Raw genomic sequence first — 24,811 nt, forward strand, 5'->3', positions numbered from 1 at the left:
AGGGAGGAGCCGTTTCCCGTTCGAAAGCCCGGGGACCCGCTCTAGAAGCCCAGCTTCCTCAGCCACGTGATCAGGTCGTCCTCGCGGCGCCCGGCCTCCTCCCCGCTCCACGTGCCGAACTCGCGCGAATCGACGATCCGGCCGTCGCGGAGGAACACCACCCGGTCGGCGCGGGCGGCGCACGCCGGGTCGTGCGTCACCATGACGATCGTCGCGCCCCCGGAGTGCACGTCGGTCAGCGCGTCCATGACCTCCTTCGTCATGCTGCTGTTCAGCGCACCCGTCGGCTCGTCCGCGAACAGGACGGACGGCTCGCACACCAGCGCTCTGCAGATCGAGGCCCGCTGCAGCTGTCCCCCGGACACCTGCGTGATCCCGTGCCGCCCGACGTGGGCGATCCCGAACCGCTCCATCAGCGCGTCCACCCTGGCCGCCGCCTCCGCCGCCTGCCGCTTCCCCGACGCCGCCTTGAGGGCGGGCAGGAGGATGTTGTCGCGCACGTTCAGCGTGCGCAGGAAGTAGGCCTGCTGGAAGACCAACCCCACCCGCGTCAGCCTGACCCTGCTCATCTCCCGGTCGTCGAGCGAGGTCAGGTCGCGCCCTTCGAGCAGTACCCGCCCGCCGGTCGGGCGGTCCATCCCGCTGAGGTTGTACAGCAGCGTCGATTTCCCCGACCCGGATGCCCCCATCACGGCGAGGAACTCACCCTGCCGCACGTCCAGGTCGATCCCGCCGACGACCTCGGTCGGAGGGTCGGTGGAGTAGTAGGTCTTCGCCAGGTCGCGGCACTCCAGTGCCGCCGTCGGCGCCTGCGTCACGGCCTGCGTCATGGTCGCTCCCGTCGTCGTCCGAAGCATTTCCCGAGTCACTGTCCGAGCCATGAGCTCTTGTCCGCCCTGCGGAGCGGGGCGGTGAGGATGAGGGTGCCGAGGAGTGCGGCGCCCATGAGGGCGATCGGGTACGCCGCGTATGCGATCAGCGGGTCCGGGATGAACGTGAGCTCCCCGATCCCCAGCCCCGCCGACGCGACGAGGGCGCCGGCCAAGGACTCCCCCGCCGTCGCCGCGAACACGACCCCGATCGCCGTCCCGGCCGCCGCCGCGACGAGCACCTTCAGCCACACCTGGCCGACGATCTCTCCCGAGGAGAGACCGATGGCGGACAGCAGGCCGGTCTTCCCGCGGTCCCGGGACAGCACCAGGCGCAGGAACAGGCTGGTGATGAGCAGCGCGACACCCAGTCCGAAGACCGCGGACAGGACGGCGGCCCCGCGCAGGGCGTCGGTCGCGTACGACATGGTCTGCTGGATGTACTCGCGCATGGGGATCACGGACGCGCTGGGGAACCGCTCCTCGTACTCGGCGGCCACGTCGCCGGGGGCCTCCTCCCCCGCCATGTCGGCGAAGACGACGTAGGCGTCCGCCCCGCTCGGCGGCTCCCCCTGCATCTTCGCGGTGTACCCGGCGCTGGAGACGTCCTGGTAGACGCCGCTGACGGTGAGCGGGGCCGCTCCGTCCCCGCCGTCCACGACCAGCTCGTCGCCGACCGAGACGCCGAACCGCTCGGCGTTCAGCAGCGACAGCGCGATCTCCCCGGACTCCGGCCGCCCGCCCTCCAGGTACTCGACCGCGGCCCGCCGGTGGTCCCCCACGTCGACGCGGAGGTTCACCGGCCCGTCGGCGTCCTCCGCCTCCATGAGCACGTTGCCGAAGGAGCGCACGTCGGTCAGGCGGTCGTCGCCGCGCATGCCCTCGACCACGTCCGCGTGCACGGCCTCGACGTCGTCGGCGAACCGGACGTCGGCGCGCACGCCGCTGTCCGGCACCCCCAGGTAGGCGCCGAAGCCGGGGCTCGCGAACGTGCTCAGCAGGTTCATCGGGAGGACCATCAGGACCGCGGCGAGGGAGAACACGACGGGCAGGAGGATCCACCGGCCGCGCTCGGCGCGCAGGTCCAGCAGGGCCAGCCGCCTGTTGACCGCCCGGCCCCTGCGGGACCCCAGGGCGCTGGGGCGCAGCCGTCGGGCCCGCCTGCGCGCGCGGCGCGCCTCGCGCCGCTCGTCGAGGAGGCTGCCGTGGACCAGGGCGTTGACGACCTGCATCCGCGCGACCCTGCCGAGGACGCCGCGGCAGACCGCCATGACGAACACGAACACGGCCGCCAGCGCGGCCACGGGGACCAGGACCGTCGCGGCGCCGGGCGGCGCCTGGCTGAAGTTCGCCTCGACGCCGCGTGTGAGCAGGCCGGTCGCGACGACGGCCAGGGCTCCGCCGACGACGCACGCGGCCGACGCCATGACGCCGTACTTGGTCAGGTACAGGCCCATGATCGACCGGTCGGGGATGCCGACGGCCTTCATGGCGCCGATCTCCCGGACCTCGCCCTCCAGGGTTCCGTGGATCACGAAGCGCACGCTGAGGACGGCGATCGCGATGAGCACCAGGCTCGCGAAGACCAGCGCCACCGCGGGAAGGCCGTCGCCGACCGCGTTGATGAGGCGGATCATGTCGAAGGTGACCGCCTGCCCGTTCTTCGGCAGGGCGTCGTCGGCCTCATAGGTCCGTTGGAAGTCGGCCGCCGCGGACGGGTCGGCCAGGCGGAACTCGGCGATGATCTCCGGGGCGCCGCCCCCGGCGCGGCCCAGCTCGCGGAAGTCCTCCTCGGAGACGAGGACGCGGGTGGACGCGTTGAGCGACGACCCCATCTGCGCGTCGCGCACGAATCCTTCGATGCGGAACCCGCGGCTCCCGGCGTCGGTCTCGACCGTCAGCTCGTCCCCGGCCCGCAGGTCGTACGCCTGCTGGTAGGCGACCGGCACGTAGACCTCTCCCGGGGAGGGCCTCGGGGCCGCGCCGGTCCCGTCCAGGAGGAGGTCGAACCCGTCGTTCTGCGTGACGAAGAGGTTGTCGATCAGGCTGTCGGAGAAGTCCCCCGACTCGCCGTCCGATGCGCGGCTCCAGGAGAGGGCCGCGCCGTCGTACCCCAGCATGTCCTCGATGAGCCAGGCCTCGACGTCGGGGTGCCGCTCGGCGAAGGACTCCAGGGCCCCGGGGTCGTAGTCGCCGCTGTGCATCTGGAGGAAGTGGGGAGGCCGGGCCTCTTCGAAGAGCTGGTCGACGGACCCGACGACGCGCTCCATGACCATGGCCCCGGTGGCCATCAGGAACGCGCTGAGGACCAGGACGGCGGCGAGGGCGAGGTTCACGCCCTTGTCGCGGGAGAGGTCGTTGCCCACATGCCTGAGGTGCAGGAGGGCTCTCGTGATCACAGGGGGACTCCGATCCTTCCGGCACGGACGCCCGGTCCGTGACGAGGGGGGTGGGCGCCTCAGCGGCGCGCACCCCGATACTCGCCTCCCCCCGTCCTCCCGGGAGTCCGGCAGTCCCCTGGGCCCACCCGGAGATGGCCCTTAGGAGCCCCGGCGCCTGTCCCTGGGCCCCTCCCCGGGGACGGGCACGGAGCCGCACGGGGTGGGCCCCGGAGCGCCGAAGCGCCCCAGGGCCCATCCTCCTTCCGGGAGGGAGCGGAACAGGCTCAGGCGTGGCCCGCGAGGGACGCGCCGAACCGGTTGGCCGGCTCCGGGACGCCGCCCGCGCCCGGCTCCCAGGCGCGGGCGCCGCCGCCGAAGGGCAGGACCGTCACCGTGCCGTGGGCGTTCTCGTCGGGAGCCCCCACCAGCAGCGCCTGCTCGTCCTCGTCCCCGGCCGTGGCGACCTCCTGGCCGAAGAAGTCGCCCGCCTCCGGGGTGCCCGGGACCCCGGCGGTGGACTGGTCGATCCACCGGTCGTCGTACCCGGCGGCGTCGAGGGAGAAGGACTGGGCCGCGCCGGAGTCCTCCTCGGCGCCGATGTCCTCGTAGGGCAGGCCGAAGACGACGCGCGCGTCCCCGCCCGCGACCGTCCCGGGGACGCCGTCCAGGACGAAGCCGAAGTAGTCGTTGTCCTCGACCGCCCCTGCGGCGCCCTCCTTGTCCTGGTGGAACGAGCGGTCCGCCCGGAGGCCGTCCCCGGTGCCGGTGAAGGACTGGGCCATCCCTCCGTCGTGCCGGCCGGACAGGTCCTCTCCCGGCACGCCGACGGCGGCGTAGCCGCCCTCGGGGGTCGGGACGTACTCGGGGTCGGTGCCGAATAGGTCGCCGGCCTCGACCGACCCGGCCACGCCCGGGGAGGCCTGGTCCCACCAGGCCGAGGGGTACTCGGCGGCCGCCTCGGCGATGTCGCCGATGCGGATCAGCCCCCCGGAGTTGCGCACCGAGCCGACGTCCTCGTAGGGCACGCCGACGAGCAGGTCCCAGCGGCCGGTGCTCCCGGACACCCGGGCGAGCTCGACGCCGAGGCCGAACAGGTCGCTCGTCTCAGGGCGCCCGGGGACGCCCGGCGTGTCCTGGTCGAACCGGGCCGCGGCGGCGATCCCGCCCTCCTCGGTGAACCACAGCGCGGTGGCGGCGCCGGCGTCCTGGAGAGAGCCGATGTCCTCGTAGGGGGTGCCGACGACCAGGGTGGCCGCGTCGGCGCCTTCGGCCGGGGCGGCGCTCAGCGAGTAGCCGAACTCGTCCAGGCGCTCGGAGGACCCGGGCACCTTCGCGGTGGACTGGTCGATCCACAGCGATCCGCGGCCCGCCCCCAGCCCGTCCGGGGAGCCGTACAGGACGACGACCGCGCCCGCGTTCTCGGCGCCGTCCAGGTCCTCGCCGTGGGTGCCGACGACCAGGTCGGTGCAGCCGTCGCCGTCGAGGTTCACCGGCTCCAGCGCGGCGCCGAACCAGTCGCCGCCCTCGACCCCTCCGGGGACGCCCGGAGAGTCCTGGGTGATGCGGGCGCGCTCGCCCTCGCCCACGCGGCCGTCGCCACCGCCGTACAGCACGGTGACCGCGCCCGCGTCGTTGGTGCCGCCGACCGCCGCGAACGGGTCACCGACGGCGGCGTCGGCGTGGCCGTCGCCGTTGAAGTCGCTGCGCGTCGGGGACGCGGAGCCGGGGCACGTCCGCTGGGCGGATGGGCCCTCCCCCGCCGTTCCGGGGGCGGTGGACGGGGACGACGGCAGGGGCCGCCCCTGGCCGTCGGGGGACGGGGACGCGGCGGCCGGGGCCGCCACCGCGGCGGCCGTCACCGCGGCGAGCCCTAATGCGCCGATGGTTCGGATCAACACCGGTCTGCTCCTTCTCGCTCACAGCACGCGAGCGGCGTCGGCCACGGGCCGTGGAGCGGGGGCATCGACCGGGCGCGGCCGACGGCCGCGCGGCGCTGGCAGGGGATGACGAAGTTCGGGTCCGGCCGCCCGCCCGGGCCGGGGCCGGTGGCGCGGGGCCGGGGATCGGGATCGTGTGCGAGGCCGAGTGCAGGGGCCAGAGGGGCGGATGCGGGGCGCGCTCACACCGGGGCGGACCCCTGCACCGGCGCACCCGGGGGACGCGCCGATCGCGGCTGCGCGTTCCGGGCGGGGCGCTCACGTCCATGTCCCGCTTGTGCCCAGGCGTCGCCGTTTCTCACCGGTCGGCGCACGGGAACATGTGGGACCGATACCGTTCCGGGCCGGGGAGGCGCCGATTCGCCCGTGTAGGGCCCATTTCATGGACGCGGCGCCGGCCGGGCCGGAACCGGCCCCGGAGCGTGGTCAACCCGGCACGCCCGGAACGCGTCGTGCCCCGGCGGGACCGCCGCCCGCCGTCCGGGAGGGGGACTCACCCCCGCTCGGGCGCCTCCTCGAAGGCGCGGCCCACGCCCTCGAACGACTCGATCGCGCTGATCCCTTCGGCGATCGCCTCGACCGCGAAGACGCTCGTGGACGTCGGGGGGTAGCCGATGAGCTCGATCGCCTTGCTCACCGAGCGCGGATTCCCCATCTTCTCGCCGTCCCAGAGGTACACCGCCCCCCAGTACCCCTTCTCGGCGTCCGCGAACCAGGTCTTCATCCGCATCCCCCGGAGCGTGGAGAAGGCGTCCACGGCGTAGTCGCGCAGGTACTCGCGCAGGCTCTCGACCGTGGCCTCCGACTCCGCCAGGTTCCACACGACGATGCTGATGTACATGCCGTCCCTCCGAGTCCCTCCGAAGTCCCACCGGACGGGCCGGGTCGGGCCGGCCGTCGTCCTGCCCCCGCCCCGCGGCGGGGCCCACCGCCCGTGCCCTCAGACCTCCCAGGCCGGCAGGGCCCAGCGCTTCAGCCGGTAGGGCGCCCACCAGACGCCGCCGCCGATCCGGACGGCCAGGTGCTGCTTCTCGAACGCCGCGACCGCCTTGTCCGGGACGGCGTCCGCGCCGCGGTCGGCCAGCAGCGCGTCGATCGCCGAGACGAGGCCGCCGTCGGAGATCGTGAGCCGCCGCAGGCCGGCGTGGCGCCGGTCCCGGATCTGCACGAACCCGGGCCCACGGCGCAGGAAGCACCGCCCGACGTGGTACCGGCCCCGCCAGACGGCCGCCACCTCGTCGCCGCGCGGCCCCTCCAGGACCGACGGCGGGAACAGGTGGCCGAACACCCACCACTCGGGGCTGTCCGCGACCAGGCGCGCCCGCCAGTCCACCTCCACCCCGTGGCTGGTGAGCTCGCGGACGAAGGAGAGCGCGGGGATCGTGTCCGGGTCGGCCCCCCGCCCGCCGAGGTCGACCACGGGTTCGATGGACACGAACCGCGCCTGGGACTCGTGGATGCGGCGCGCCTCGGCGATGGCGTCCCCGCCGAGGACCCCGTCGCCCAGGTGGCTGTCCACCCGGTCCCGGACCGCGGCGGAGCCGTGGCGCCACATGCTGTACCGCACACCGGTACCGCCCTGGGCCCCGGTCCCGGCCGCCGCGGCGGTGTCGTTCATCGTCGGCACTGCGTGTTCCCCCTCAGACTGCCGCGGGCGCCGGGGACGGCCGGTCGGACGCCGTCAGCCCCTGGCCCACCTGGATCTGCATGAACCGCTGGTTGCGGTCCTCGGTCACGACGTGGATCATGCGGCCGGCGTCGCTGAAGAGCAGTCCCAGCTCCGTCCACCGCTCGATCACGGCGGCGATGTCGGCCGGCGTGTACCGCCCGGCGCACTGGCGCTCCAGGTACTCCATCGACCGGGGCTGGTCGAGCAGCCGGAAGAGCGTCAGCTCGAGGTCGGTGGTGAGCCGGACGACGTCCCAGTCGAAGGCCGGGCGGGTGTTGGTGATCGTCACGCCGTCGTCGGTGGCGAAGTAGGACAGCTGGCTGCGCCAGTGCTGTTCGCGCCACTCGTCCAGCCCGGCCCGCAGCCTCCACGCCATGTCGTTGCCGATGCCCCGGTGCGTGGCGTCGAAGATGTAGGCGATGTCGAACAGCTCCTCCTCGGGCAGGTCGTAGGTGAGCCCGTACTGCGTGGCCGCCCACCGTTCCTGGAAGCCGAGCGAGGGGTTCTCGAAGTACGGGGCGAAGCGCTGGACCGCGAGCCGGTCGTCCCCGCCCGCGGGGCCCAGATGGTGCAGCTTCGGGAACTGTTCGATGATCCGGGCGTAGTCCTCATCGGTCTCCCCGGGGAAGCCGTAGAGGTAGGCCCAGATGACGGTGAGCCCCAGCGACTGGGCGTCCCGCAGCATGCGCACGTTCAGGCAGCCGGAGACGCCCTTGTCCATGATCTTGAGGACCCTGCTGCTCAGGCTCTCGACCCCGGGCTGGATGCAGACCACGCCGCCCTTGGCGATGATCTCCAGCTGCTCATAGCGCAGGTTGGCCTTGATCTCGTACATCAGCCGCAGGTCGACGTCCTCCTCGGCGAGCCGGGGAAGGAGCGAGTCCAGGTAGGCCATGTCCAGGATGTTGTCCACGATCATCACGTCGAGGACCCGGTGGCGGCGCGCGAGCGTGACGAGGTCGTCGATGAACTGGTCGGGCCGCTTGCTGCGGAACATCATGCTGGCGCCGTTCAGCCCGCAGAAGGTGCAGTGGTGCTTCTCGCCCCACCAGCAGCCGCGGGAGCTCTCCAGGACCAGCCGGGGCTCCAGCCAGAAGCGGGCCCGCGACTCGGCGAACCGCTCGAAGTACTCGTCGTAGTGGGGCAGGACCATGGCGGCCGGCGGCAGGGGCTTGGTGCTCACCTCGTTGTACACCGAGTTCCCGTCCGCGTCCCTCCAGCACAGTCCGGCGATGCCGGCGAAGGACGGCTCGTCCTCCTGCAGCGCGCGCAGCAGGCCCGGCCAGGCCAGCTCCCCCTCGCCGCGGACGACGTAGTCGATGAAGCCGAAGTTGCGGTGCAGCGCCTCGCCCATCGCCCCTTCGCAGTTGGCGCCGCCGAAGACGGTCACCGTCCCGGGCGAGAGCTCCTTGAGCCGCCGGGCGACCGCCAGGGACGCCGTGAGGGTCTGGAAGGTGGTGGTGAAGCCGACGATGTCGGGGGCCCCGGCGGCGATGCGCCCGGCCAGCTCGTCGGTGAACTCCTCGACGTGCTCGTGCAGCCACAGCGTGGTCTGCGTCCGGGCCTCATGGGTGTTCCCGTGCGCGAGGTCCTGGCCGGGCTCGGTCGCCGCCTGCGGCCCGAACTTCTCCAGGAACTCCTGGACCTTCCACTGCGGGTCGTGGTACAGCGCCGAGGAGAAGACCCAGTCGCCGGTCCCGATGTAGCAGCTCTCCAGGTCGTAGTACCGGTAGTCCTCGTAGTCGAAGTCGGGCCGGTGCGCGGTGATCCAGTCCACGAAGTCGAGGTTCCCGTACACGACGTCGACGTCGGCGTCGGGGAACTCCTTCAGCGTCAGGCTCTTGAGCAGCCCGAGGGCCAGGGACGGGAACCCGATCGGACTCCACGGCACATTAGCGAGCACAATGTGCATGTCTCTCCTCCGTTGAGGTCGGTTTCGGCCGGACCGCCGCTCGGCTACCCGGCCGCGACTTCCCGGGCGACGGCGTCGAGCCCCTGGGCCAGCTCCTCGGCGCCCCTGCCGGCGACCTCCTCGTTGGCGCGCGCGAGGATGTAGCAGAAGAGGTACCGCTCGGCCAGGGTGAACCCGAGCGTGTGGAGGCAGCTGTACAGCAGGCTCGTCTGGATCCGGTACGCCATGAAGTCCGGGTTCCGGTGCAGGAGCTCCGACATCGCCTCGGACAGGTCCGCGTGGAAGGCGCTCGCCGGAGGCCGGGCGCCGCCTTCCCCGCCGTAGGCGTCGAGTGTGGGCCCCTCGTGGGCGATGAGCCCGTCGCGGCACAGGTCCCGCAGCGGGCCGAACCGCCCCCGGACGGCCTCCACCCAGGTGCGGGCCGGCTCGTCTCCGGCGGCGGGCACCGGTGAGGCCGCGCAGTCGCGGACGAGGTCGCGGGCGTAGGCCCCGAGCGCCTCGTAGAAGCCGGCGCACCTGCGCTCGAAGGCGTCGGGGTCCGTGGCCCGGGCGTTCTTGGCCCCCTCGTAGTGGGAGCGGTAGCTGAGCAGCCGCAGGCTCACCAGCTCGCCGAAGTCCCGGGAGGTCAGGTGCCGCTGTTCGGACTCCAGCACGGCGGCCCCGGCGTTGGCGGCCATCAGGCGCAGCGCGAGCCGGTAGGCCCCGGCCTTGCCGGTGTCGTGGACCAGCTCCGACGCGGCCCGGGCGAGGGCGGGCGCCACGGCGGCGCAGAGCCGCTTGGAGGCGGCGTCGAACCCGGGCCCGGCGACCCCCGAGTTCCACAGCGGCGAGGGCACCTCCTCCAGCGGGACCTCGGCCGCGGTCGGCCGCAGGCCGTGGGCGCGGGCCGCTTCCTCGGCCCGGTCGATGGCCCGGTCGGCCGGGGCCGTGTCGGAGGCGAGGCTGACCTGCAACAGGTCGCCGCCGTCCGCCCGGTCCCAGGTCCGCACGGCGTAGTGGCCGCCCGGCCAGGGCGGCCGCCGCGGCCCGAAGAGGTCGGCGATGACCTCCCGCACGACCTGCGCCGGCGCCGTGCCGCCCTGGTCGAGGGGGATCGTCACGAAGACGTGCACTCGGGCCTCCAATGGTCGCGACGCACGGTTCCGGGGAATGTGCCGGGAAAAAGGGGAAAGCCTCTGGGAATGCCGCTGCCGTCGGGCCCACCCGATGGATGGCGCCCGACGACAGCAGCGTGCCTCATCACCCGTGTCAGGACGACGAAGACGAGGACGAGCTGGTCGTGCAACCGGTGGTCGTGCACGAAGCCGCCATGATCTGCGACAGCGTCTCGTCGCTGTAGTTCGAGTCCTCGATGAGGTCCGAGATCTCCATGGCGTTCAGGTCGAAGTCCTCAACAGCATCCACGTGAATCACCTCCCTTCGTGGTTCGCCGCCACACTACCGAAAGGGTTCGGGGAACGGTAGGGATCGGAGCGAAAAAATGCCGGGAAATCTGTTCGCGATCGTTTTCTGAAAATGGCATCAATGACCAGGGGCGCGGCGGCATGAATTGCTCGCGCCCTTTGCGCGGCCGGGTCGGCCGTTCTTCGGTTCTGGCGCCTTCGAAAGCCGGTGCGGCCGGGTCGGAACCGACCCGGCCGGCCGCGGCTCACCCGGTCGCTACCCCCTGCTCACCTGCGCTTTCCGCCTCGTCCGGCGCGGCCTGGAGGTCGGTGATGGCACGCTGGACGACATAAGCCAAAAAGGCCTCGGCCGCCGGAAGGATCCCGAGCCGATTGTTGGTCGTGTGGATGTAGTTGGCCAGGCAGTGGGCGTAGGGCGTTTCCTCTAGAACGAGGTCCTGGACGTCACCGCCCGTCGCCCCCCACTGCACCGCCCGCGCGGATTCCAATGCGGCCGCATAAGCGTCGTGGAAAACGTCCGACGCCCCCTCGCACCAGACCGCCCTGCACAGGCCCACGACCTTTCCCCGCGTCTTCTCGTACATGCCCGGCCACTTATCGTCGTAGCCGGGCGGAACCCACCGCCGCCATTCCTCTTCGTAGATGCCGAGGAATTCCCGGCTCTGCTTCATGTCCAGCCCGGACCCTTTGAGGGCCATGGCCATGGTGCGGATGGCAAGTCCGGCCGGCGCCTTGAGTTCGAGATCCGAGCGGCTCGCGATCAGGTCCAGTACCGCCCCCGATGTGGCGCGGTAGAGCTCCTCGGCGACGGCGAGCCCCGTGGTCCCGCCGTACTTGGCGTATTCGGGCGAATAGACCGCGTGCTCGACCGTGCCGGCCGCCCTGGCCTCCAGGGGGTCCGCCCCTTCGAGCTCGCCCAGGCCCGGCTGGAGGGAGGCCTGCCGGTCGAACTCGGCGCGGTGCTCGGCGGTGAGCTCCGGCAATCCGGCCTCCAGGGCGGAGCGCACCGACGCGGCGGCGGCCGCGGTGGGCCGGTGCAGCCGGAGCCGGATGTGCGGACCGCCCTGCCAGTACCGCAGGAACCAGACCCGGCCCTCCATCCCGGCGTCCCGCACGGCCGGGCGGACCACCTCCCGGAGGAAGCCGGTCTGCAGCGACATCGGCAGGTAGGTGTGGAGCGGGTACCACTCCCCGACGGGTTCAGTCCGAGTAGAGCTCAACGAAAAACTCCTCCGCCGCGGCCGGCCCGTTCCCCCCGTACTCGTCGGTGGCGGGCAGGCACTCGCGAATCGATACGTGGACGCCGTCGCGTGACAGCGCGGACTTGGCGAAGCTCCGCACCAGGTACGGGTTGCGGAAGTCGACGTACATCGGCTTGTGGACGCTGGCCCTCTGCAGGTGCCGGAAGTCGGACCAGTCCCGGGGGATCTCCTCGACCTGGCCGGCCAGCAGGTTGTACTCGTCGAGGCGCTGCGTGAGCACGAAGGCGTGCCGGGGCAGGCCCCGCGCGACGCGCCAGGCGTCGAACCGCAGCAGCGCGTCGTAGGAGTCCCTGCTCAGCTCGGGCAGCTCGGGGATCTCCCGCGCCGGCACCGTCCAGGTCCGGCGGCTCGCGACGACGTCGCCGACCATCAGCCGGGGGGACGACCCCGGGTACCCGCGGTGGCCCATCGCGCGCCCGATGTCGTCCATCGGGCTCCAGTTGTAGCGGATGGTCGGGCTCAGCGTCTCCAGCAGCTGGTAGAGGACCGGCACCACGACGGGCAGCAGGAAGTTCATCGGGATCAGGTCGACGGGCTCCTCGCGCTCGGGGTCCCACAGGACCGCCCGCCGGGCGTCGTGGTCGATCCGCACGGCCAGCCGGGACAGGTCGTAGGCCCTCAGCTCGTCGGGCGAGGTGGGCCAGGTCCCGGGGTAGTTCAGCACCCGGTCGGTCAGGGGCGGGTGCAGGTTGAAGTTGAGCCCGGCGACCATGTTGAGGTCCACCTGCCCCGGGAAGGCCTTGCGCAGGTGCTCCCGGACGGCGGACCGGAGCGTCCACCCCTCGGCTGCCGAGCCCTCGATGAACGCGGCGAAGCGCGAGAAGTAGACGCCGTACCCGGTCAGGACGCCGTTCACCACGAGGTCGGGCGAGGGCGCGCCGCCGGCGAACTGGACCCGGAAGGTGATCGACTCCGGGTCGATGCGGTCCTCCACCGCCGCGCACGCCTCGGTGACCGCCTCCGGCGCCACCCGCACGACCCCGTCCTCGGCGGTGAAGCTCTCGCCGAGGCCGCGCAGGGCCCGGTCGCGCTGGGCCGTGAACCTCTCCGCCGCCGGGGAGCCGTGCCCCCAGAACACCGCGTCCTGCTCGGCCTCGGAGAGCCGGACGAGCCGGTCGAAGAAGGTCAGGAACGGCACGGTCTCGCGGTCGCCGAAGGCGGAGGCCGCGAAGGCGTGGAGCCCCAGCCGCTTGGTGTGGCCGTAGTCGAGCGTCGACGCGAGCCGCCACAGGCTCTCCAGCGCGGGCACGCCCGCGGCCAGGGAGCCGGGGTCCCAGGTGGCGGGCCGGTCGGGGGTCCACAGGTCCTCGTACACCGGGGCCCGGGAGATCTCCGGCGGGGGCGTGTCGATCCCGCAGGTCTCGGCGACGCCCGTGATGGCCCCGCCCGCGGCGCGGAGCAGGGGGCCGCGCTCCTCCGCGGGCGCGTCGGGCAGCGCCGACTCCAGTTCCCGCAGGGTGTCCATGTGCCCGCTCAGGACCGACACGGGCCCGGTGGTCCCGGTGCGCAGGAGGCCGGCGAGGCGCTCGGAGTAGTCCGGGTCCTGCTCGTCGAAGCCGGGGGCGACGAACAGCAGCTCGGTGCGCATCAGCGCCCGCAGCGCCTTGCGGCTGACCGCGTCGTCGCCGGTCAGCTCGGTCAGCGCCGCGAGCACCTCGGGAACGGGCGCCGACCCATGGGCCATGACGGCCAGGACGCGCTCGACGACCCTGTCGCGCTTGAGCGCCACGACCGCCTCGGCGACCCCGTGCTCGTTGTCGGCGGGGGCGAGCCCGATGAACCGGATCGCCCGCTCCTCCACGCGCACCGACGAGTTCAGCAGCACCCGCCCCAGGTCGATCCCGCCGTCGACCCTGCGCACCCCCGCGGCCAGCCAGTTCACCAGGACCCGGTTGAGGGTCGCGGTGGAGTGCGTGCGGCCTCCGGGGGCCGGTCCCCCGCCGGGGCCGGCCGCCCCGGGCAGGTCCGGCGGGAAGGCGCCCACCTCGGTGAAGCGGCCGAAGGGGGAGGGCTTCAGCGCGGCCCGGTAGGCGAAGTTCACCAGCGAGGACTCCAGGACCCGCCGCCGGCTCGGCTTGAGCGCGCCGGACCCGCCGGAGGTGTACCGGCGCAGGCTCTCGTACAGCTGGTCGCCCGAGAGCTGGATGCTCCTGGCCATCGCGTCGTGCTCGAAGATGCGGCCGAACGCCGCGCGCGCCGCGGCCATCCGCTCCTCGAACAGCGACCGCGACTCCTCCTCGCTGCGCAGCGCCCTGCGGGCCAGGCCGTGCCACTCCCGCACCCCGGCGAGGGCGTCCGCGTCGAGGAAGGGCTCCACGGCCCCGATCCGCCGCGCCGCGGGGTCGGCGCGCCGGGTGTAGACGTCGCGGCGCAGCCGGACGAGTTCGGCGCGCTGCTCGCCCTCCAGCCGCGGCACCTCCTCCGCCAGGCGGTCGGACACCTCCTCCGCGCGCCGCGCGCAGTCGGCCCGGAGGCGGCGGCCCTCCTCGACCCGTTCCCAGAACCCGTCGAACCGGAGGGCGTCGAGCTCGGCCACGGGCAGCCGGCTCCGCCGGAAGACGACATAGGGGCTGATCCTCGCGGCGGCCTCGACCGGGGGCTCCGGGTGCTCCGGGCGCTCTTCGGATTCCACGGGCCTCTCCTCCTTCTCTAGGCGAACGGGTGGGGCGGAACGTCCGCCGGGGTCCGGCCGGGGGGCAGGCGGGAGGCCCACGGGAGCGTCCCGCCGTCGAGCCGCGGCAGCCCCTCCAGCCGGCGGTTGCCGTGCCCGAACGTCATGGGCAGGCATCCGGGTACGAAGCTGCGCGTGCACACGAGTCCGCGCCAGCGCAGTTCCGGTGTGGTGACGTCGGCCGCGTAGACGTCCAGGCCGGCGGCCTCGACCCTGGCGCGCACGTACTCCAGGTCCTCGTCGAGGGCGGCGTGCGCCGGGGCCGCCTCGGCCGCCTCGGTGAGGCCGATCTCGGGCCGGTCCGGCTCGGTCAGGAACGCGAACCACTCGCGGGAGGAGGGCAGGGCGCCGAGCAGGCTGTGGTCCTCCATGGTGCGCAGCGCCCCGAAGTCCTCGGCCAGGCGCCGCCGGTGCTCGGGGTCGTCGTCGTACATGTGCCGGATGGAGGCGACGCGCGCGGCCACCTCGAAGATGGCGGACTCGGCCGCCGCCCGCGGGTCCAGGCCGGCCGCGGTCGACACGAGCGTGCAGGGACCGGTGTCGGCCTCGCGCCGGGCCATGGCCAGCACGACCGGGATGTCGATGTCCAGCGTCGCCCAGTAGAGGCGGACGCGGAACCCGGTGGCCGTCTCGACGCGCGCCATCACGTCCCTGACGCCCCCGTCGGCCGGTCCGGGCCTGAGCTCGGGCAGGAGCAGCCGGCGGTACCAGGCGAGCAGGAAGGCGTCCCGTTCGACGACCTCCAGGATCCCGTGCAGGGTCGCCTCTTCGTGGCTCTGGCCCAGTGCGAAGCCGTTCGAGGTGTCGTAGAAGAACGGCCTGCGCTCGCCGGGGCGGTGCACCCAGGAGAGGGCGGCCTCGGGGAGGTATTCGGCGGGGCCGCCGCCGACCGGCGTGACCGGGACCCACCGCACCGTCTCGTCGGCGCCCAGCGGCGCGAAGGGGAAGCCGTCCTGCGCGTACTGCCCGTCGGTGTGGCAGCCGAGGGTGCGGGGGTCGACGGCCCGCTTCCCCAGCTCCGCGAGCGTGGCCTCCACGGTGTCCCGGGGCGTCCGGCGGCAGAGGCCGGTGTGGCGCTCCAGCCCCTCCAGCACGGCGGTCCTCCTGCTGGCGTCGAAGGTCCGGGTCCGTCCGACCCCCGGTTCCCGGCCGCCGTCGGCCAGGGGCAGGCTCACCTGCGCCGTGGGGACCGGGCCGTCCAGGTCGACGAGCGGCTCCCGGAACAGCGAGTGCGGCCCCAGGTAGTCGGAGAGGAGCGTCGGCGGCAGCGGGCGCCGTGCCCGCAGCGTGCCGTCGGCCTTTTCCAGCAGCTCGGGCGCGGAGCCGAACGGCACCGTGGTCGCGGCCGTCGCCGGGCCGCACGCCGGGCATCCCGCCCTCGGCGGCACGCGTCCCTGCCGGACCGTGCCCGCGGCCCGGTCGATGGTGGCGAGCGCCCCCGAGGGGGTGGGCCCCCGCAGGAGGTCCAGGGCGAGGCGCACCGTGGTCGTCCGCAGCGCCGGTCCGGCCTGCCGCCACAGTGCGCGGCTGCGCGCGTCGCCCTCCGGGCCGCTGTCGGGCACCGCCTCGGCCGGCGTGTCGGCGTCGGCCGCGCTCCTGGTGAGGAACCAGGCCAGGCACTGCGGGCACCCGCCGTCGCGGCCGCCTCCGCCGCCGCTTCCGTCTCCCCGGTGCGGCGGGTCGTAGGCCAGGACGTGGACGCCTCCGCACCAGAACAGGACCGCCACGCCCGGCCCCGTCCCGTCCCCGGCGCCGTGCACCCGGGCGGGGGCGGTCAGCGGCCCGAGGAGCACCTCCGCGGGCGCGGGTGCACCGGCGCCGTCCGCGAGGGCGGCGACCAGGTCCTCGAAGGGCGCGGTCCGCGCTTCCGTTGTCACGCCACCTCCACGATTCGGGCCTTGTTGCGGGCGAAGGGGAGCACCCGCCCGGTCGTCTCCGTCCACGCCGGCGGCGCGATGTGCCGCCATACCTCCGCCCAGGTGGCGAAGTGCGGGTTGAGCGGGACCAGGGCGCCGTCGTTGACCAGGCGGAGCAGCGCCGTCGCGACCGCCTCGGCGCGGCAGGCGCCCGCGCCGTGCGCGACCGGCCTCCCGGTCGCGGTGTCGCTCCCGGTGGCCCGGTGGAGGCCGTTCGGCAGGCGGGTGGCCGTCCACCGCAGCTCCGCGAGGCCTGCGCCCCGCCGGATGTACCGGGCGAATGCGGCGCATTCGCCGTCGCCGAGGTCGCCGGGGTCGTCCGGGTCCACCGGCGCCTCCCCGGCGCCGTGGGCCGGCCGGGCCAGGGCCGACCTGAGCAGGGCGCGGTAGACCGCCTCGTCCAGGGTCCACCCCGCGCCCACGTGCGGGCCGGACCCGCCGGGCGGCGCCGTGCCGCCTTCGGGGGCGCCTTCGGGGCCGGCTTCGAGGGCGAACAGTTCGAGTCCGTTGAGCGCCGCCTGGTAGAGGGCCTCCCGGGAGGACAGCGTCGCGGCGGTGGTCCCACGGACCCGGCACGCCCCGGCGCCCCCCGCCAGGACGGTGGCCCGGGCCCGTCCGAACGGGATCTGGGCCAGGTCGCCCCCGTCCAGGTACCGGAAGGGGCCGGAGAACTCGTCCGTCCAGCCGGCGAGGGTGTCGATGATGCCCTGGTGGGCGTCGTCCAGCCGGGGGTCGTCGTCGGGGCCGACGATGTTCCGGCGGACCGGCTCGTCCTGTGCCGTGCCGCCGCCATCGGGGGCGGGCGGTGCCGGCGCCCGGTGGCAGCGGCACCCCGCGACCGGCCACGCGGGATGCGGCTTCACCGTCGGCGGGTCGGCGCCGAGGGGAAGGGAGACCGCCGCGTCCCCTCCGAGCCCCGCGCCGCGCCTGCAGACCGCGTGCAGGAGCGCCGCCGCGACGGCGTCGTCGGGCGCGGGGGACGCGGTCGGCGGTGGGGCTCCCCGCTCCGCCGTTTCGCCGTAGCGGTGCAGGCATGCCCAGCAGCCCGTCGACTCCTCGTCGGACCAGAGGATCCACCGGCGGCCGCCCGCCTCTCCCACGACCCCGTGCTGTACGCCGCGGCCGAGCAGGGCGTCCTGGATCGCCACGGTGCGCTCGCGGGGGATGGCGTCGGCGTCGATGAGGGCCAGGTCGGCGCCGGGCCGCGGGAGCCGCTCCTCCTTTGGGACGGCGTCCTCCGCGGCGTCGTGGACGACGGTCCGCATGCCGGCCGACTCCGCGTCCTCCAGGAGGCGGCGCAGGCGGCCGAGCCGGCGGGGGCGCCCGTACACGTGGAGGACGGTGGCGCGCACGCGGTCCAGCGCGCGCACCGGGTCACCGGTCAGTTGGGAGAGGAAGGGGATCAGCCACTCCGCCGCGGGCCCCCTGTCGGCGACGAGGCGGCCCATCGGCGCGTCGAGGACGGTCAGACACCGGTTGGCCACCAGCGCGTCGAGGACGCGCCACACCCCGGGACGCGCCCGGTCCGGGAAGCGGCTCACCAGGTCGTGGCCGGTGCGGTCGCCGTCCGACCGCTCCAGCAGCGCCGACACCACCGTGTAGGCGGCCGCCCCTTTGACCGTGAAGGACGCGGAGCCCACGCCGATCCATGCCCCCTGCCCCGTCCGCAGCACGGACACGTCCGGGCGGGCGAGGACGGCGCCGGTGGCGTGCGGCGCACCCTCGTTGTTCATGAACGCACTCGCTTTCGTCGCGCAGCGTGTCATCGCGCAGCCTGCGGCTGCGGGGCCGGCCGACGGCGGGGCAGGGGACGGCGGCCGGGCGCCGGTCAGGAGACCGGGTGGGCGTAGGTGGCGGCCAGCAGGGGGTGCCGGGTCGCGCCGTCGTTCTGGACGAGGCCGCGGACCGCCGTGCCGATGAACCCCCCGAAGGGGGTTCCGGCGAGGCCGTGGGACTGGCATCGGAGGTGGAAGTCGTAGAGGGCCATGGAGGCGCGCACCGTGCAGATGCGGTGGCCGTGCGCTCCCGCCCAGGAGTCCGCGCGGTCGAGGTCGGCGAAGACGCCGACGATCCCGGCCGCGTCGGCGAATTCGCGCTGGACGCCCAGGAGCTCGGGGTCGCCCAGGTCCGACGCGGGGGCGATGAACGACGCCTCGCGCGCGGTGACCCGGTAGACCCCGGCGGGCTCGCCTTCGCTTCGCAGGGCGAAGACGAACGCCTCGAGCGGGCCGGTCTCGCCGTCGAGCCCCCAGTCCTCGGAATCGCGCCGCAGCGCCGTGCGCACGAGGCCGAGGACCAGGCCGGTGCGGACCGGTGTGTCCGCGTAGTGCAGGGTGGAGCGGCGCGCCGCCAGGGTGTCGCGCAGGTCGCGCGTGCGGCCGGGGTCCTCCCCCGGTTCGGCCACCGCGACGGGGGCGGCGCCGGGGAACGGCTTCGGCGACCGCTGCTCCGCGCGGCCGTCGCCCGTGGGCGCGCGGGTGGCCAGGCCGTCGAGCAGGTCCTGCAGCTTGGACGAGTCGGAGCGCACGGGTCAGCCCACCTCCATGACGGCGGCGACGGGTTCTTCGGAGGGGTTCAGGCCCAGGTATCCGCTCAGAAGGCCGTCGTCCCAGTCCGCGGCGAGGGAGACCTCCAGTCCCAGGCGGTCGGCGACCCTCCGGGCGGACGCGAGCGCGCAGCCCGCGTCGCAGAGCGAGAGCCGGTACCCGAAGGTGCCGTACTTGGCGGCCATCTTCTTGAGGTTGGCGGTGGCGACCAGCGTCACCGGCGCCCCGGGCCCCGGGCCGCCCGGCGGGCCGCCGTCGGCGACGCGGGCCAGGGAGTGGTCCCCGTCGCGGTAGGCGTAGCCGCCCACCGGCAGGACGTCCTCGTCGCGGCTGATCAGGTAGGCCGTGGCCGAGCCGATGTTGCCCCCGGCCGCGGTCCACCGCTGGACCCAGCCCTCGGTCCTCTCCCGCACGCCGAACGCGATCGCGAGCAGCAGGGCGAGTTCCGGCCGGCCGAGGCCGGTCCGGTCCCCTCCGGCGGAGGGCGCCCCGGCCAGCCTCGAGGTGTCCGCCTCGGGCAGTTCCACCCGCGGGCAGCCGGGCCAGGTGCGGAACCGCCACTGCAGTTCGACGTTGGAGGACTGGAAGTGGGCCAGGTGTCCCGCGGTGTCCAGGAACCCGCGCGGCGGCAGCGCCACCGCGGCCTCGTACAGGGCGCTGGACGTCGGCTCGGGAGCCACTGGGCCCTCGCTGAACGAGCAGGTGGGGCAGCCGGGGCGGACGGCGCTCGGGCGGTACCGCGTCGCCAGGGTGGCCAGGTCGACGGTGGCGGAGTCGAGCGGCAGGAAGGTGCGGACCGCCCGGGACACCAGCGCCAGGACGTGGTGGGCGGCCAGGCCGGCGATGAGCTCGGTCGAGCGCGCGGGCGGGTCGTCCTCCGGCTCGTCCTCGCCCGACGCGCCGCACTCCAGGCACGGGGTGAACGCGGGGTCCACGTAGGGGCCCAGGGTCATCGAGGCGCCGTCGGCCCGGACCCTGAGCAGGGCCCGCCCCTCCGTCCGGCACCGGTCCCGGATCGCGGCCAGCGCGGGCCGGGAGCTCCGGGTCTCGAAGAAGACGACGAGGGCGCCCTCGGCCTCCGGCGGCCGGTCGGCGTCCCGGACCACCTCGCACACGCCGTCGAGGCAGGCCGCCGTCGCCTCCGCGAGGCCGCCGTCCCCGGCGACCGCCACCACGGTCCGGCCGAGCCGGGCCGCCGCGTCGGTCCACGACGGGTTGACCCCGGTGGAGCCGCCGAGCCGGGACATCAGGCAGGCGAGCTCGGACGGGACCTCGGGGGGCGGGCCGTCCCGGTCGCCCTCCTCCAGGGCCCCGGACGCCCACAGCATGGCCAGGGACTTGTACACGACCGACTCGTCGAGGCCCAGCGCGGCGGCGATTTCGGCGTGCGTGGCGGTGCCGTCGCAGGCGGCGGCGAGTCCGGCCAGCCGCTCGCGGGCGAACCTGCCGGTGAAGGCCTGGCGCTTCTCCGCGCCGTCGAGCATCACGGTGTCGCCGGAGCGGCGCAGCCGGACGCCCTTGCGCAGGACGGGGCGGACGGGGACCTCGATCTGCTTGTCCCGGCGCGCGACCCGTCCGAGGGTGTCCCCCCTCAGTTCAGCACCCATCGGTTGCTCTCCTCCCCCACAGCCGAAACGTCACATGAGACCGGAGACGGCGGCGGCGCCGTCCCGCAGGCCGCTCCAGCGGTCGCCGCAGCGCGCGCAGCGGTCCACCGCCACCGTCGCGGCGGTCGACAGCCCCCCGGAGACCAGGTCGTGGCTGCGCACGGTGCCGCCGATCCCCTCGGGTCCGGCGCGCATCTCGGCCTTGGCCAGCTCCAGGAGGCCGTGCGCGATGGCCAGGTGCATCCGGCCGAAGCCCTCCGGCAGCCCCCGGGCGGCCCCGTCCGGGTCGTCGTCGGCGTGCGCGGGGTCCCGGTGCTGCTCGATGCGCCGCCGGTGGCAGGCGTGGCAGGCCGTGGATCCGGGGATCACGGCCGGGCCGCACACGATCCGCGTCGGGAGCAGGCCGACCCCGACCGTCGGCACGCCCCGCTCGAAGCCGAGCCGGTCGAGGGCGTCCCGCAGGTCGCCGTCCTGTCCGGCGTGCACGACCGCGATCATCGACGCGGGCGCGTCCCGGACGGCGTCGGGAAGGCGGCTTCCGGTGACCCGGATCGGCTCCGCCGCCAGGTAGGCGTCGGCGTACTGCTCTCCGAACGCATCCCTGACCAGGTACAGGCAGTCCTGCGACTCTTCCGCCGGCACGTGTTCGACCTCCTGTCCACGCAGCGGCTAGGCGGCCGGCTGCGGTTCCGGGTTCAGCGACTCTTCACCGCGGCTCCGGTACCCCATCGCCGCCGGGGCGGTGTAGAGCCGGGGTGTGGCGAGGTAGCGCTCGCCGTGGATGAACGACAGGGGGACGGCCTCGGGCACCATGACCTTGACGGCGTGCATGCCGACCTGCCGCGCCTCGTCCGTGGTGATGTCGGCGACGAGGACCTCGGCCCCGCACTCGGCCAGCCGGGATACCGCGGCCGCCAGCGGGTCCGCCTCAAGGGACAGGTCCGGCAGCTCTTCGAGGCGCCGCACCTTGCGTTCGCCCTCCAGCAGGTGCCGGAAGGCGCCGCGCCGCGCGGCCGAGGCGTTGTAGGCGGCCGACCCGGTCACGCTGACGGTCCCGTCGTCCGGCCGCGCCGCCGGGCCGGCGGCCACCCGCTCCCGCAGCGCCACGCGCACGGACGCCAGCTCGCGGTGGACCTTGCCGACGGCCTTGCGCGGATCGGCGTCGCAGGCGGCGCAGACGATCTGGGCCAGGCGGTCCTCGTAGGGGGACAGCTGCACGGCGTACACCACGGGGACGCCGAAGTCCGTCGTGGCGTCGAAGAGCCGCACGTCGAGGTGGCGTCCGGTGCCGGCGGCGTGGTCGGCGCGCTCCTGGGTGCCGAGGAGCCCCGGGTCGACCGCCAGCTCCGGCAGCGGCAGGCGCTGCAGCCAGGCGAGCGAGAGCGCGTCGCGCTCCACCACCTCCGACAGCCCGCCCAGGACCGCGCGGCGGATGTCGGAGTGCACGGCCGCTCCGGTGGTGATCCCCCGGGTGAACAGCTCCGACGGCGACCGCGGCGCCATGTGGAGGTGGACCGCGACGGCCGGTACGAGGACGGCGCGCCGCCGGGTGAGCGACCAGGCCCGGGCCCATCTGATCGGGACCGAGGGGTCGTAGGGGACCAGCCCGCAGTCGTCCCGGGCGAGCTCGCGCTCCGAGCACCGGGGCCACCGCGCGGGCGAGACGGCCTCGGGGCCGAGGGCGTCCTCGGCGGCGACGACGAGGTCCTCCTCGTGCCAGGCGCAGGTCGAGTACCGCTCCAGCGCCTCGGCGATCGAGACCAGCCCGGCGCGCTCGGCGGAGAGCGCGCTGCCCACGCCGTCGAGGTTGCCCAGGTCGCCGTCGCCGGTCCAGCCCCGCATGGCGGGCAGGGCCTTGGAGGGGTCCCCGATGCCGGAGGCGCGGACGGCGAAGGACGGGTCCCCGTCGGCCACCGGAAGCGTCGCGGTGCGCGAGACGAGGCCGTACGGAGAGGCCAGGGCCGCAATTCGCCGAAGTTCATCCGAATCGTCCGGATTAACGTCCAAACAGGATCTCCCCCGTTCCCTTCCTGCGATGCGGCCGCGCCCCCCGGCGGTCGCCCCGAGTGATGGTCGACCTGCGGGGCCCAGACTGTCAATCGCCGATCCGGTGACCGGCCGCTTTTCGCTGCTCGCTTTTATGTCCGCAGGTCAAACCGGATACGTGGGGCGCACCCCATAAGACCTCTTCACGTTCGCCCGATACTCCGGGAATCCCCCGCATACCTGCGATCCCGCACGCGTTCGAAAGCGCACGCCTGACCGCTGGCCGGAAACGGACAGAACGCCGTTCTGCATCGCCCTCCCCCCACGGGGCCGGACGGGGGTACTCTCCACTGCCAGGCGAGGGGCCCACCCGCGTGGCGGTGCCGCCCAGCCGTTCGGACGTCTCCGGGGGGATTCGGACACCAACGCCGTGACCAGCTCGAACTCTGCTCTGATCCGCATGCGCGATGGGCCCGGGGCCGACGCGGCGCCCGCGGCGCCGCCCCGTTGACCCCTAATCCCTACCGGGACACTGAACAATTGGGAGGGAATTCCGAAAGGCCGCCGCCGGGACGCGGCCGGGGACGGCCGCGGCGCCGCGCCGGCCGTCCCGGGGATACGGCGCCGCAATTGACACCGCTTTCCCGAATGGCCCGCCGCAGCGGCGATCGCGCCCGCGGTATACGGCCACGGCGTATTCACGGGAAGGGGCCGGGCGGATCGACAGGAGGAGTGACGACGTGACCGACGTGACCGAGGAGAACAGGCGGCTCCGCGACCTGTGGCAGGAATACGCGCACCGCTATGACCGCGATATCGGCCTGCTCGAACGCATGCTGCTCGACGACGGGCGCTCCTGGGCGTGCGCGCAGGCCCAGGGGGAGGTCCTGGAGGTCGCCATCGGCTCCGGCCGGAACCTGGAGTTCTATCCGGAGGGTGTATCGCTGACCGGGCTCGACCTGAGCCCGCCGATGCTGGACCTGGCCCGGGAGCGCGCCGACTCCCTCGGCCGCGCCGTCGAGCTGTTGGAGGGGGAGGCCCACGCGCTCCCGTTCCCGGACGAGGCCTTCGACACGGTGGTGTGCACGCTGGGCCTGTGCAGCGTGCCCGACGAGCGCCCGGTGATCGCCGAGATGTACCGGGTCCTGCGGCCCGGCGGGCGGCTGGTGCTGCTCGACCACGTGGGCAGCCACCACCGGCTCATCCTGCTCTGGCAGCGCATGCTGGAGAGGAACATGCTCAAGCAGTGCGGGGACTACCAGACCCGCCGCCCGCTCCCCCTGGTCGAGCGGGCCGGTTTCGCCATCGAGTACTCCAAGCGGCTCAAGCTGGGAGTCGTCGAGCGGGTCACCGCCCGCAAGCCCGGCGCTTAGCGCCGCCCGGCACCGAGTCCACCCGCTCCCCCGAGCGGGTCCCCACCGACGATCGAGCGAAGGGTGACGATACGTGACTTCCATGGCCGACGCCTGGGGGATACACGAGGCGCAGTTCTGGCTCCGCGACCAGGCGCCCCAGGCGCCGGTGCACTACGACGCGGAGGCCGGGATCTGGTGCGTGTACGGCTACCGGGAGGTCCAGCACGTCCTGGGCACCCCCTCGCTGTTCTCCTCCAACACCCAGCGCGTCATCCCCCAGGAGATGATGGAGGGCCAGGACCGCTTCAAAGAGGGCAACCTCATCCAGATGGACGGGCTGGAGCACAAGAAGCTCCGCGGGCTGATCAGCCACGCGTTCACCCCCAAGGTCGTGGCCGACCTGGAGCCGCGCATCGCCGAGCTGACCCACGAGCTGCTCGACGCCCTGCCCCGCGGCGACCGCATGGAGCTGGTCGACGACCTGGCCTACCCCCTGCCGGTCATCGTCATCGCCGAACTGCTCGGGGTGCCCGCCTCGGACCGGGAGCGGTTCCGGGACTGGGGCGGAGCGCTCATGGAGAGCACCCAGGAGTTCTCGTTCGCCGAGCCGAGCGAGACGCAGCGGCAGCGGCTCCGGGAGGCCATGGACAAGGTCGCCCTGCTCGGGGACTACCTGCGCGAACACGTGGAGGACCGGCGCAGGGACCCGCGCGGGGACCTGATCTCCAAGCTGGTCGAGGCCGAGGCCGGCGGCGAGCGGCTCACCGACGACGAGGTCGTCAACTTCTCCAACGTCCTGCTCATCGCCGGGCACATCACCACCACGATGCTGCTCGGCAACGCCATCCTGTGCCTGGACACCCATCCGGAGTGGTTCGCCCGCGTGCGCGCGGACCGGGCCCTGCTCCCCGCGGCGATAGAGGAGGCCCTCCGGTACTACAGCCCCTTCGCCGGGACGGCGCGGGCCACCACGGCCGAGACCGAGCTCGGCGGCGAGCGCATCCCCGCCGACTCCCTGGTGGTGACCTTCCTCGGCGTGGCCAACCGGGACCCGAAGGTGTTCACCGACCCGAACACCTTCGACCCGAAGCGGGACCCCAACCCGCACGTGGCCTTCGGCCGGGGGGCGCACTTCTGCATCGGCGCGCCGCTGGCGCGGCTGGAGGGGCGGGTGGCGCTGAACATCCTGCTGGACCGCTTCCCGGACCTGCGGCGCGCCCCCGAGCGGCCGCCGCGCTTCCTGCCCAGCCTGAGCATGACCGGGGTCAGGGAGCTGCCGCTGCTGCTGTGACCCGCA

Annotated in this window: 18 protein-coding genes; 2 read left to right on the forward strand and 16 right to left on the reverse strand. The window is 73.9% G+C overall.

What is annotated here, in order from left to right; genetic code table 11:
• Positions 1-41: 41 nt before the first annotated feature.
• The 16 genes from O4J56_RS06110 to O4J56_RS06185 all read right to left on the reverse strand — a co-directional run bounded on the left by O4J56_RS06110 (position 42) and on the right by O4J56_RS06185 (position 22,087).
• Positions 42-830 carry an ABC transporter ATP-binding protein gene (locus tag O4J56_RS06110; RefSeq protein ID WP_270684211.1) on the reverse strand — a complete coding sequence of 263 codons (789 nt, stop codon included), beginning with the start codon at positions 828-830 and terminating at the stop codon, positions 42-44.
• Between the two features lie 35 nt (positions 831-865).
• The gene (locus O4J56_RS06115; protein WP_270684213.1) at positions 866-3,268 is read right to left on the reverse strand and encodes an FtsX-like permease family protein; all 2,403 of its coding nucleotides are present in this window, start codon (positions 3,266-3,268) and stop codon (positions 866-868) included.
• A gap of 266 nt (positions 3,269-3,534) precedes the next feature.
• A complete protein-coding gene (locus O4J56_RS06120) occupies positions 3,535-5,148 on the reverse strand; it encodes an FG-GAP-like repeat-containing protein (protein ID WP_270684215.1) in 1,614 nt (537 codons plus the stop codon).
• A 532-nt stretch (positions 5,149-5,680) separates the two neighbouring features.
• A complete protein-coding gene (locus tag O4J56_RS06125; RefSeq protein ID WP_270684217.1) occupies positions 5,681-6,028 on the reverse strand; it encodes a type 1 glutamine amidotransferase family protein in 348 nt (115 codons plus the stop codon).
• A 99-nt stretch (positions 6,029-6,127) separates the two neighbouring features.
• Complete coding sequence (locus O4J56_RS06130) at positions 6,128-6,805, reverse strand: DUF5825 family protein (RefSeq protein ID WP_270684247.1); 678 nt, start codon at positions 6,803-6,805, stop codon at positions 6,128-6,130.
• Between the two features lie 22 nt (positions 6,806-6,827).
• The gene (locus tag O4J56_RS06135) at positions 6,828-8,768 is read right to left on the reverse strand and encodes a RiPP maturation radical SAM C-methyltransferase (RefSeq protein WP_270684219.1); all 1,941 of its coding nucleotides are present in this window, start codon (positions 8,766-8,768) and stop codon (positions 6,828-6,830) included.
• 44 nt (positions 8,769-8,812) lie between these two features.
• Positions 8,813-9,880, reverse strand: coding sequence for a hypothetical protein (locus O4J56_RS06140; protein ID WP_270684221.1), 1,068 nt, complete (start codon positions 9,878-9,880; stop codon positions 8,813-8,815).
• 136 nt (positions 9,881-10,016) lie between these two features.
• Complete coding sequence (locus tag O4J56_RS06145) at positions 10,017-10,172, reverse strand: thiocillin/thiostrepton family thiazolyl peptide (RefSeq protein ID WP_270684222.1); 156 nt, start codon at positions 10,170-10,172, stop codon at positions 10,017-10,019.
• A 244-nt stretch (positions 10,173-10,416) separates the two neighbouring features.
• On the reverse strand, positions 10,417-11,391 hold the full coding sequence (locus O4J56_RS06150; protein WP_270684223.1) for a lantibiotic dehydratase C-terminal domain-containing protein: 975 nt from the start codon (positions 11,389-11,391) through the stop codon (positions 10,417-10,419).
• Positions 11,372-14,065: a lantibiotic dehydratase gene (locus O4J56_RS06155; RefSeq protein ID WP_270684224.1), complete on the reverse strand. Its 2,694-nt coding sequence runs from the start codon at positions 14,063-14,065 to the stop codon at positions 11,372-11,374. The genes O4J56_RS06150 and O4J56_RS06155 overlap by 20 nt, the downstream gene beginning before the upstream one ends.
• A gap of 17 nt (positions 14,066-14,082) precedes the next feature.
• On the reverse strand, positions 14,083-15,981 hold the full coding sequence (locus tag O4J56_RS06160) for a YcaO-like family protein (RefSeq protein WP_270684225.1): 1,899 nt from the start codon (positions 15,979-15,981) through the stop codon (positions 14,083-14,085).
• Positions 15,978-17,753 carry a hypothetical protein gene (locus O4J56_RS06165; RefSeq protein ID WP_270684226.1) on the reverse strand — a complete coding sequence of 592 codons (1,776 nt, stop codon included), beginning with the start codon at positions 17,751-17,753 and terminating at the stop codon, positions 15,978-15,980. The genes O4J56_RS06160 and O4J56_RS06165 overlap by 4 nt, the downstream gene beginning before the upstream one ends.
• Before the next feature lie 95 nt (positions 17,754-17,848).
• Positions 17,849-18,547 (reverse strand): nitroreductase family protein, encoded by a 699-nt coding sequence (locus O4J56_RS06170; RefSeq protein ID WP_270684228.1) that lies wholly within the window; start codon positions 18,545-18,547, stop codon positions 17,849-17,851.
• Positions 18,548-18,550: 3 nt separating this feature from the next.
• Positions 18,551-20,173 (reverse strand): tpaE, encoded by a 1,623-nt coding sequence (locus O4J56_RS06175; RefSeq protein WP_270684229.1) that lies wholly within the window; start codon positions 20,171-20,173, stop codon positions 18,551-18,553.
• Between the two features lie 30 nt (positions 20,174-20,203).
• Positions 20,204-20,815 carry a cyclodehydratase gene (locus tag O4J56_RS06180; protein ID WP_270684230.1) on the reverse strand — a complete coding sequence of 204 codons (612 nt, stop codon included), beginning with the start codon at positions 20,813-20,815 and terminating at the stop codon, positions 20,204-20,206.
• A 27-nt stretch (positions 20,816-20,842) separates the two neighbouring features.
• The gene (locus O4J56_RS06185; protein WP_270684232.1) at positions 20,843-22,087 is read right to left on the reverse strand and encodes a YcaO-like family protein; all 1,245 of its coding nucleotides are present in this window, start codon (positions 22,085-22,087) and stop codon (positions 20,843-20,845) included.
• Between the two features lie 812 nt (positions 22,088-22,899).
• On the opposite strand from O4J56_RS06185, the gene O4J56_RS06190 reads away from it, so the two are divergent.
• A complete protein-coding gene (locus tag O4J56_RS06190; RefSeq protein WP_270684233.1) occupies positions 22,900-23,532 on the forward strand; it encodes a class I SAM-dependent methyltransferase in 633 nt (210 codons plus the stop codon).
• Between the two features lie 82 nt (positions 23,533-23,614).
• The gene (locus O4J56_RS06195; protein WP_270684248.1) at positions 23,615-24,805 is read left to right on the forward strand and encodes a cytochrome P450; all 1,191 of its coding nucleotides are present in this window, start codon (positions 23,615-23,617) and stop codon (positions 24,803-24,805) included.
• Positions 24,806-24,811: the final 6 nt, after the last annotated feature.

This window comes from Nocardiopsis endophytica, from assembly GCF_027706725.1.
GTDB classification, from domain to species: domain Bacteria; phylum Actinomycetota; class Actinomycetes; order Streptosporangiales; family Streptosporangiaceae; genus Nocardiopsis_A; species Nocardiopsis_A endophytica.

What these genes read in the sequence shown, in the direction of transcription:
- O4J56_RS06110 (WP_270684211.1), bottom strand. Translation starts at nt 830, where the DNA reads ATGACGCAGGCCGTGACGCAGGCGCCGACGGCGGCACTGGAGTGCCGC.
- O4J56_RS06125 (WP_270684217.1), bottom strand. Translation starts at nt 6,028, where the DNA reads ATGTACATCAGCATCGTCGTGTGGAACCTGGCGGAGTCGGAGGCCACG.
- O4J56_RS06130 (WP_270684247.1), bottom strand. Translation starts at nt 6,805, where the DNA reads ATGAACGACACCGCCGCGGCGGCCGGGACCGGGGCCCAGGGCGGTACC.
- O4J56_RS06135 (WP_270684219.1), bottom strand. Translation starts at nt 8,768, where the DNA reads ATGCACATTGTGCTCGCTAATGTGCCGTGGAGTCCGATCGGGTTCCCG.
- O4J56_RS06165 (WP_270684226.1), bottom strand. Translation starts at nt 17,753, where the DNA reads ATGAACAACGAGGGTGCGCCGCACGCCACCGGCGCCGTCCTCGCCCGC.
- O4J56_RS06175 (WP_270684229.1), bottom strand. Translation starts at nt 20,173, where the DNA reads ATGGGTGCTGAACTGAGGGGGGACACCCTCGGACGGGTCGCGCGCCGG.
- O4J56_RS06195 (WP_270684248.1), top strand. Translation starts at nt 23,615, where the DNA reads ATGGCCGACGCCTGGGGGATACACGAGGCGCAGTTCTGGCTCCGCGAC.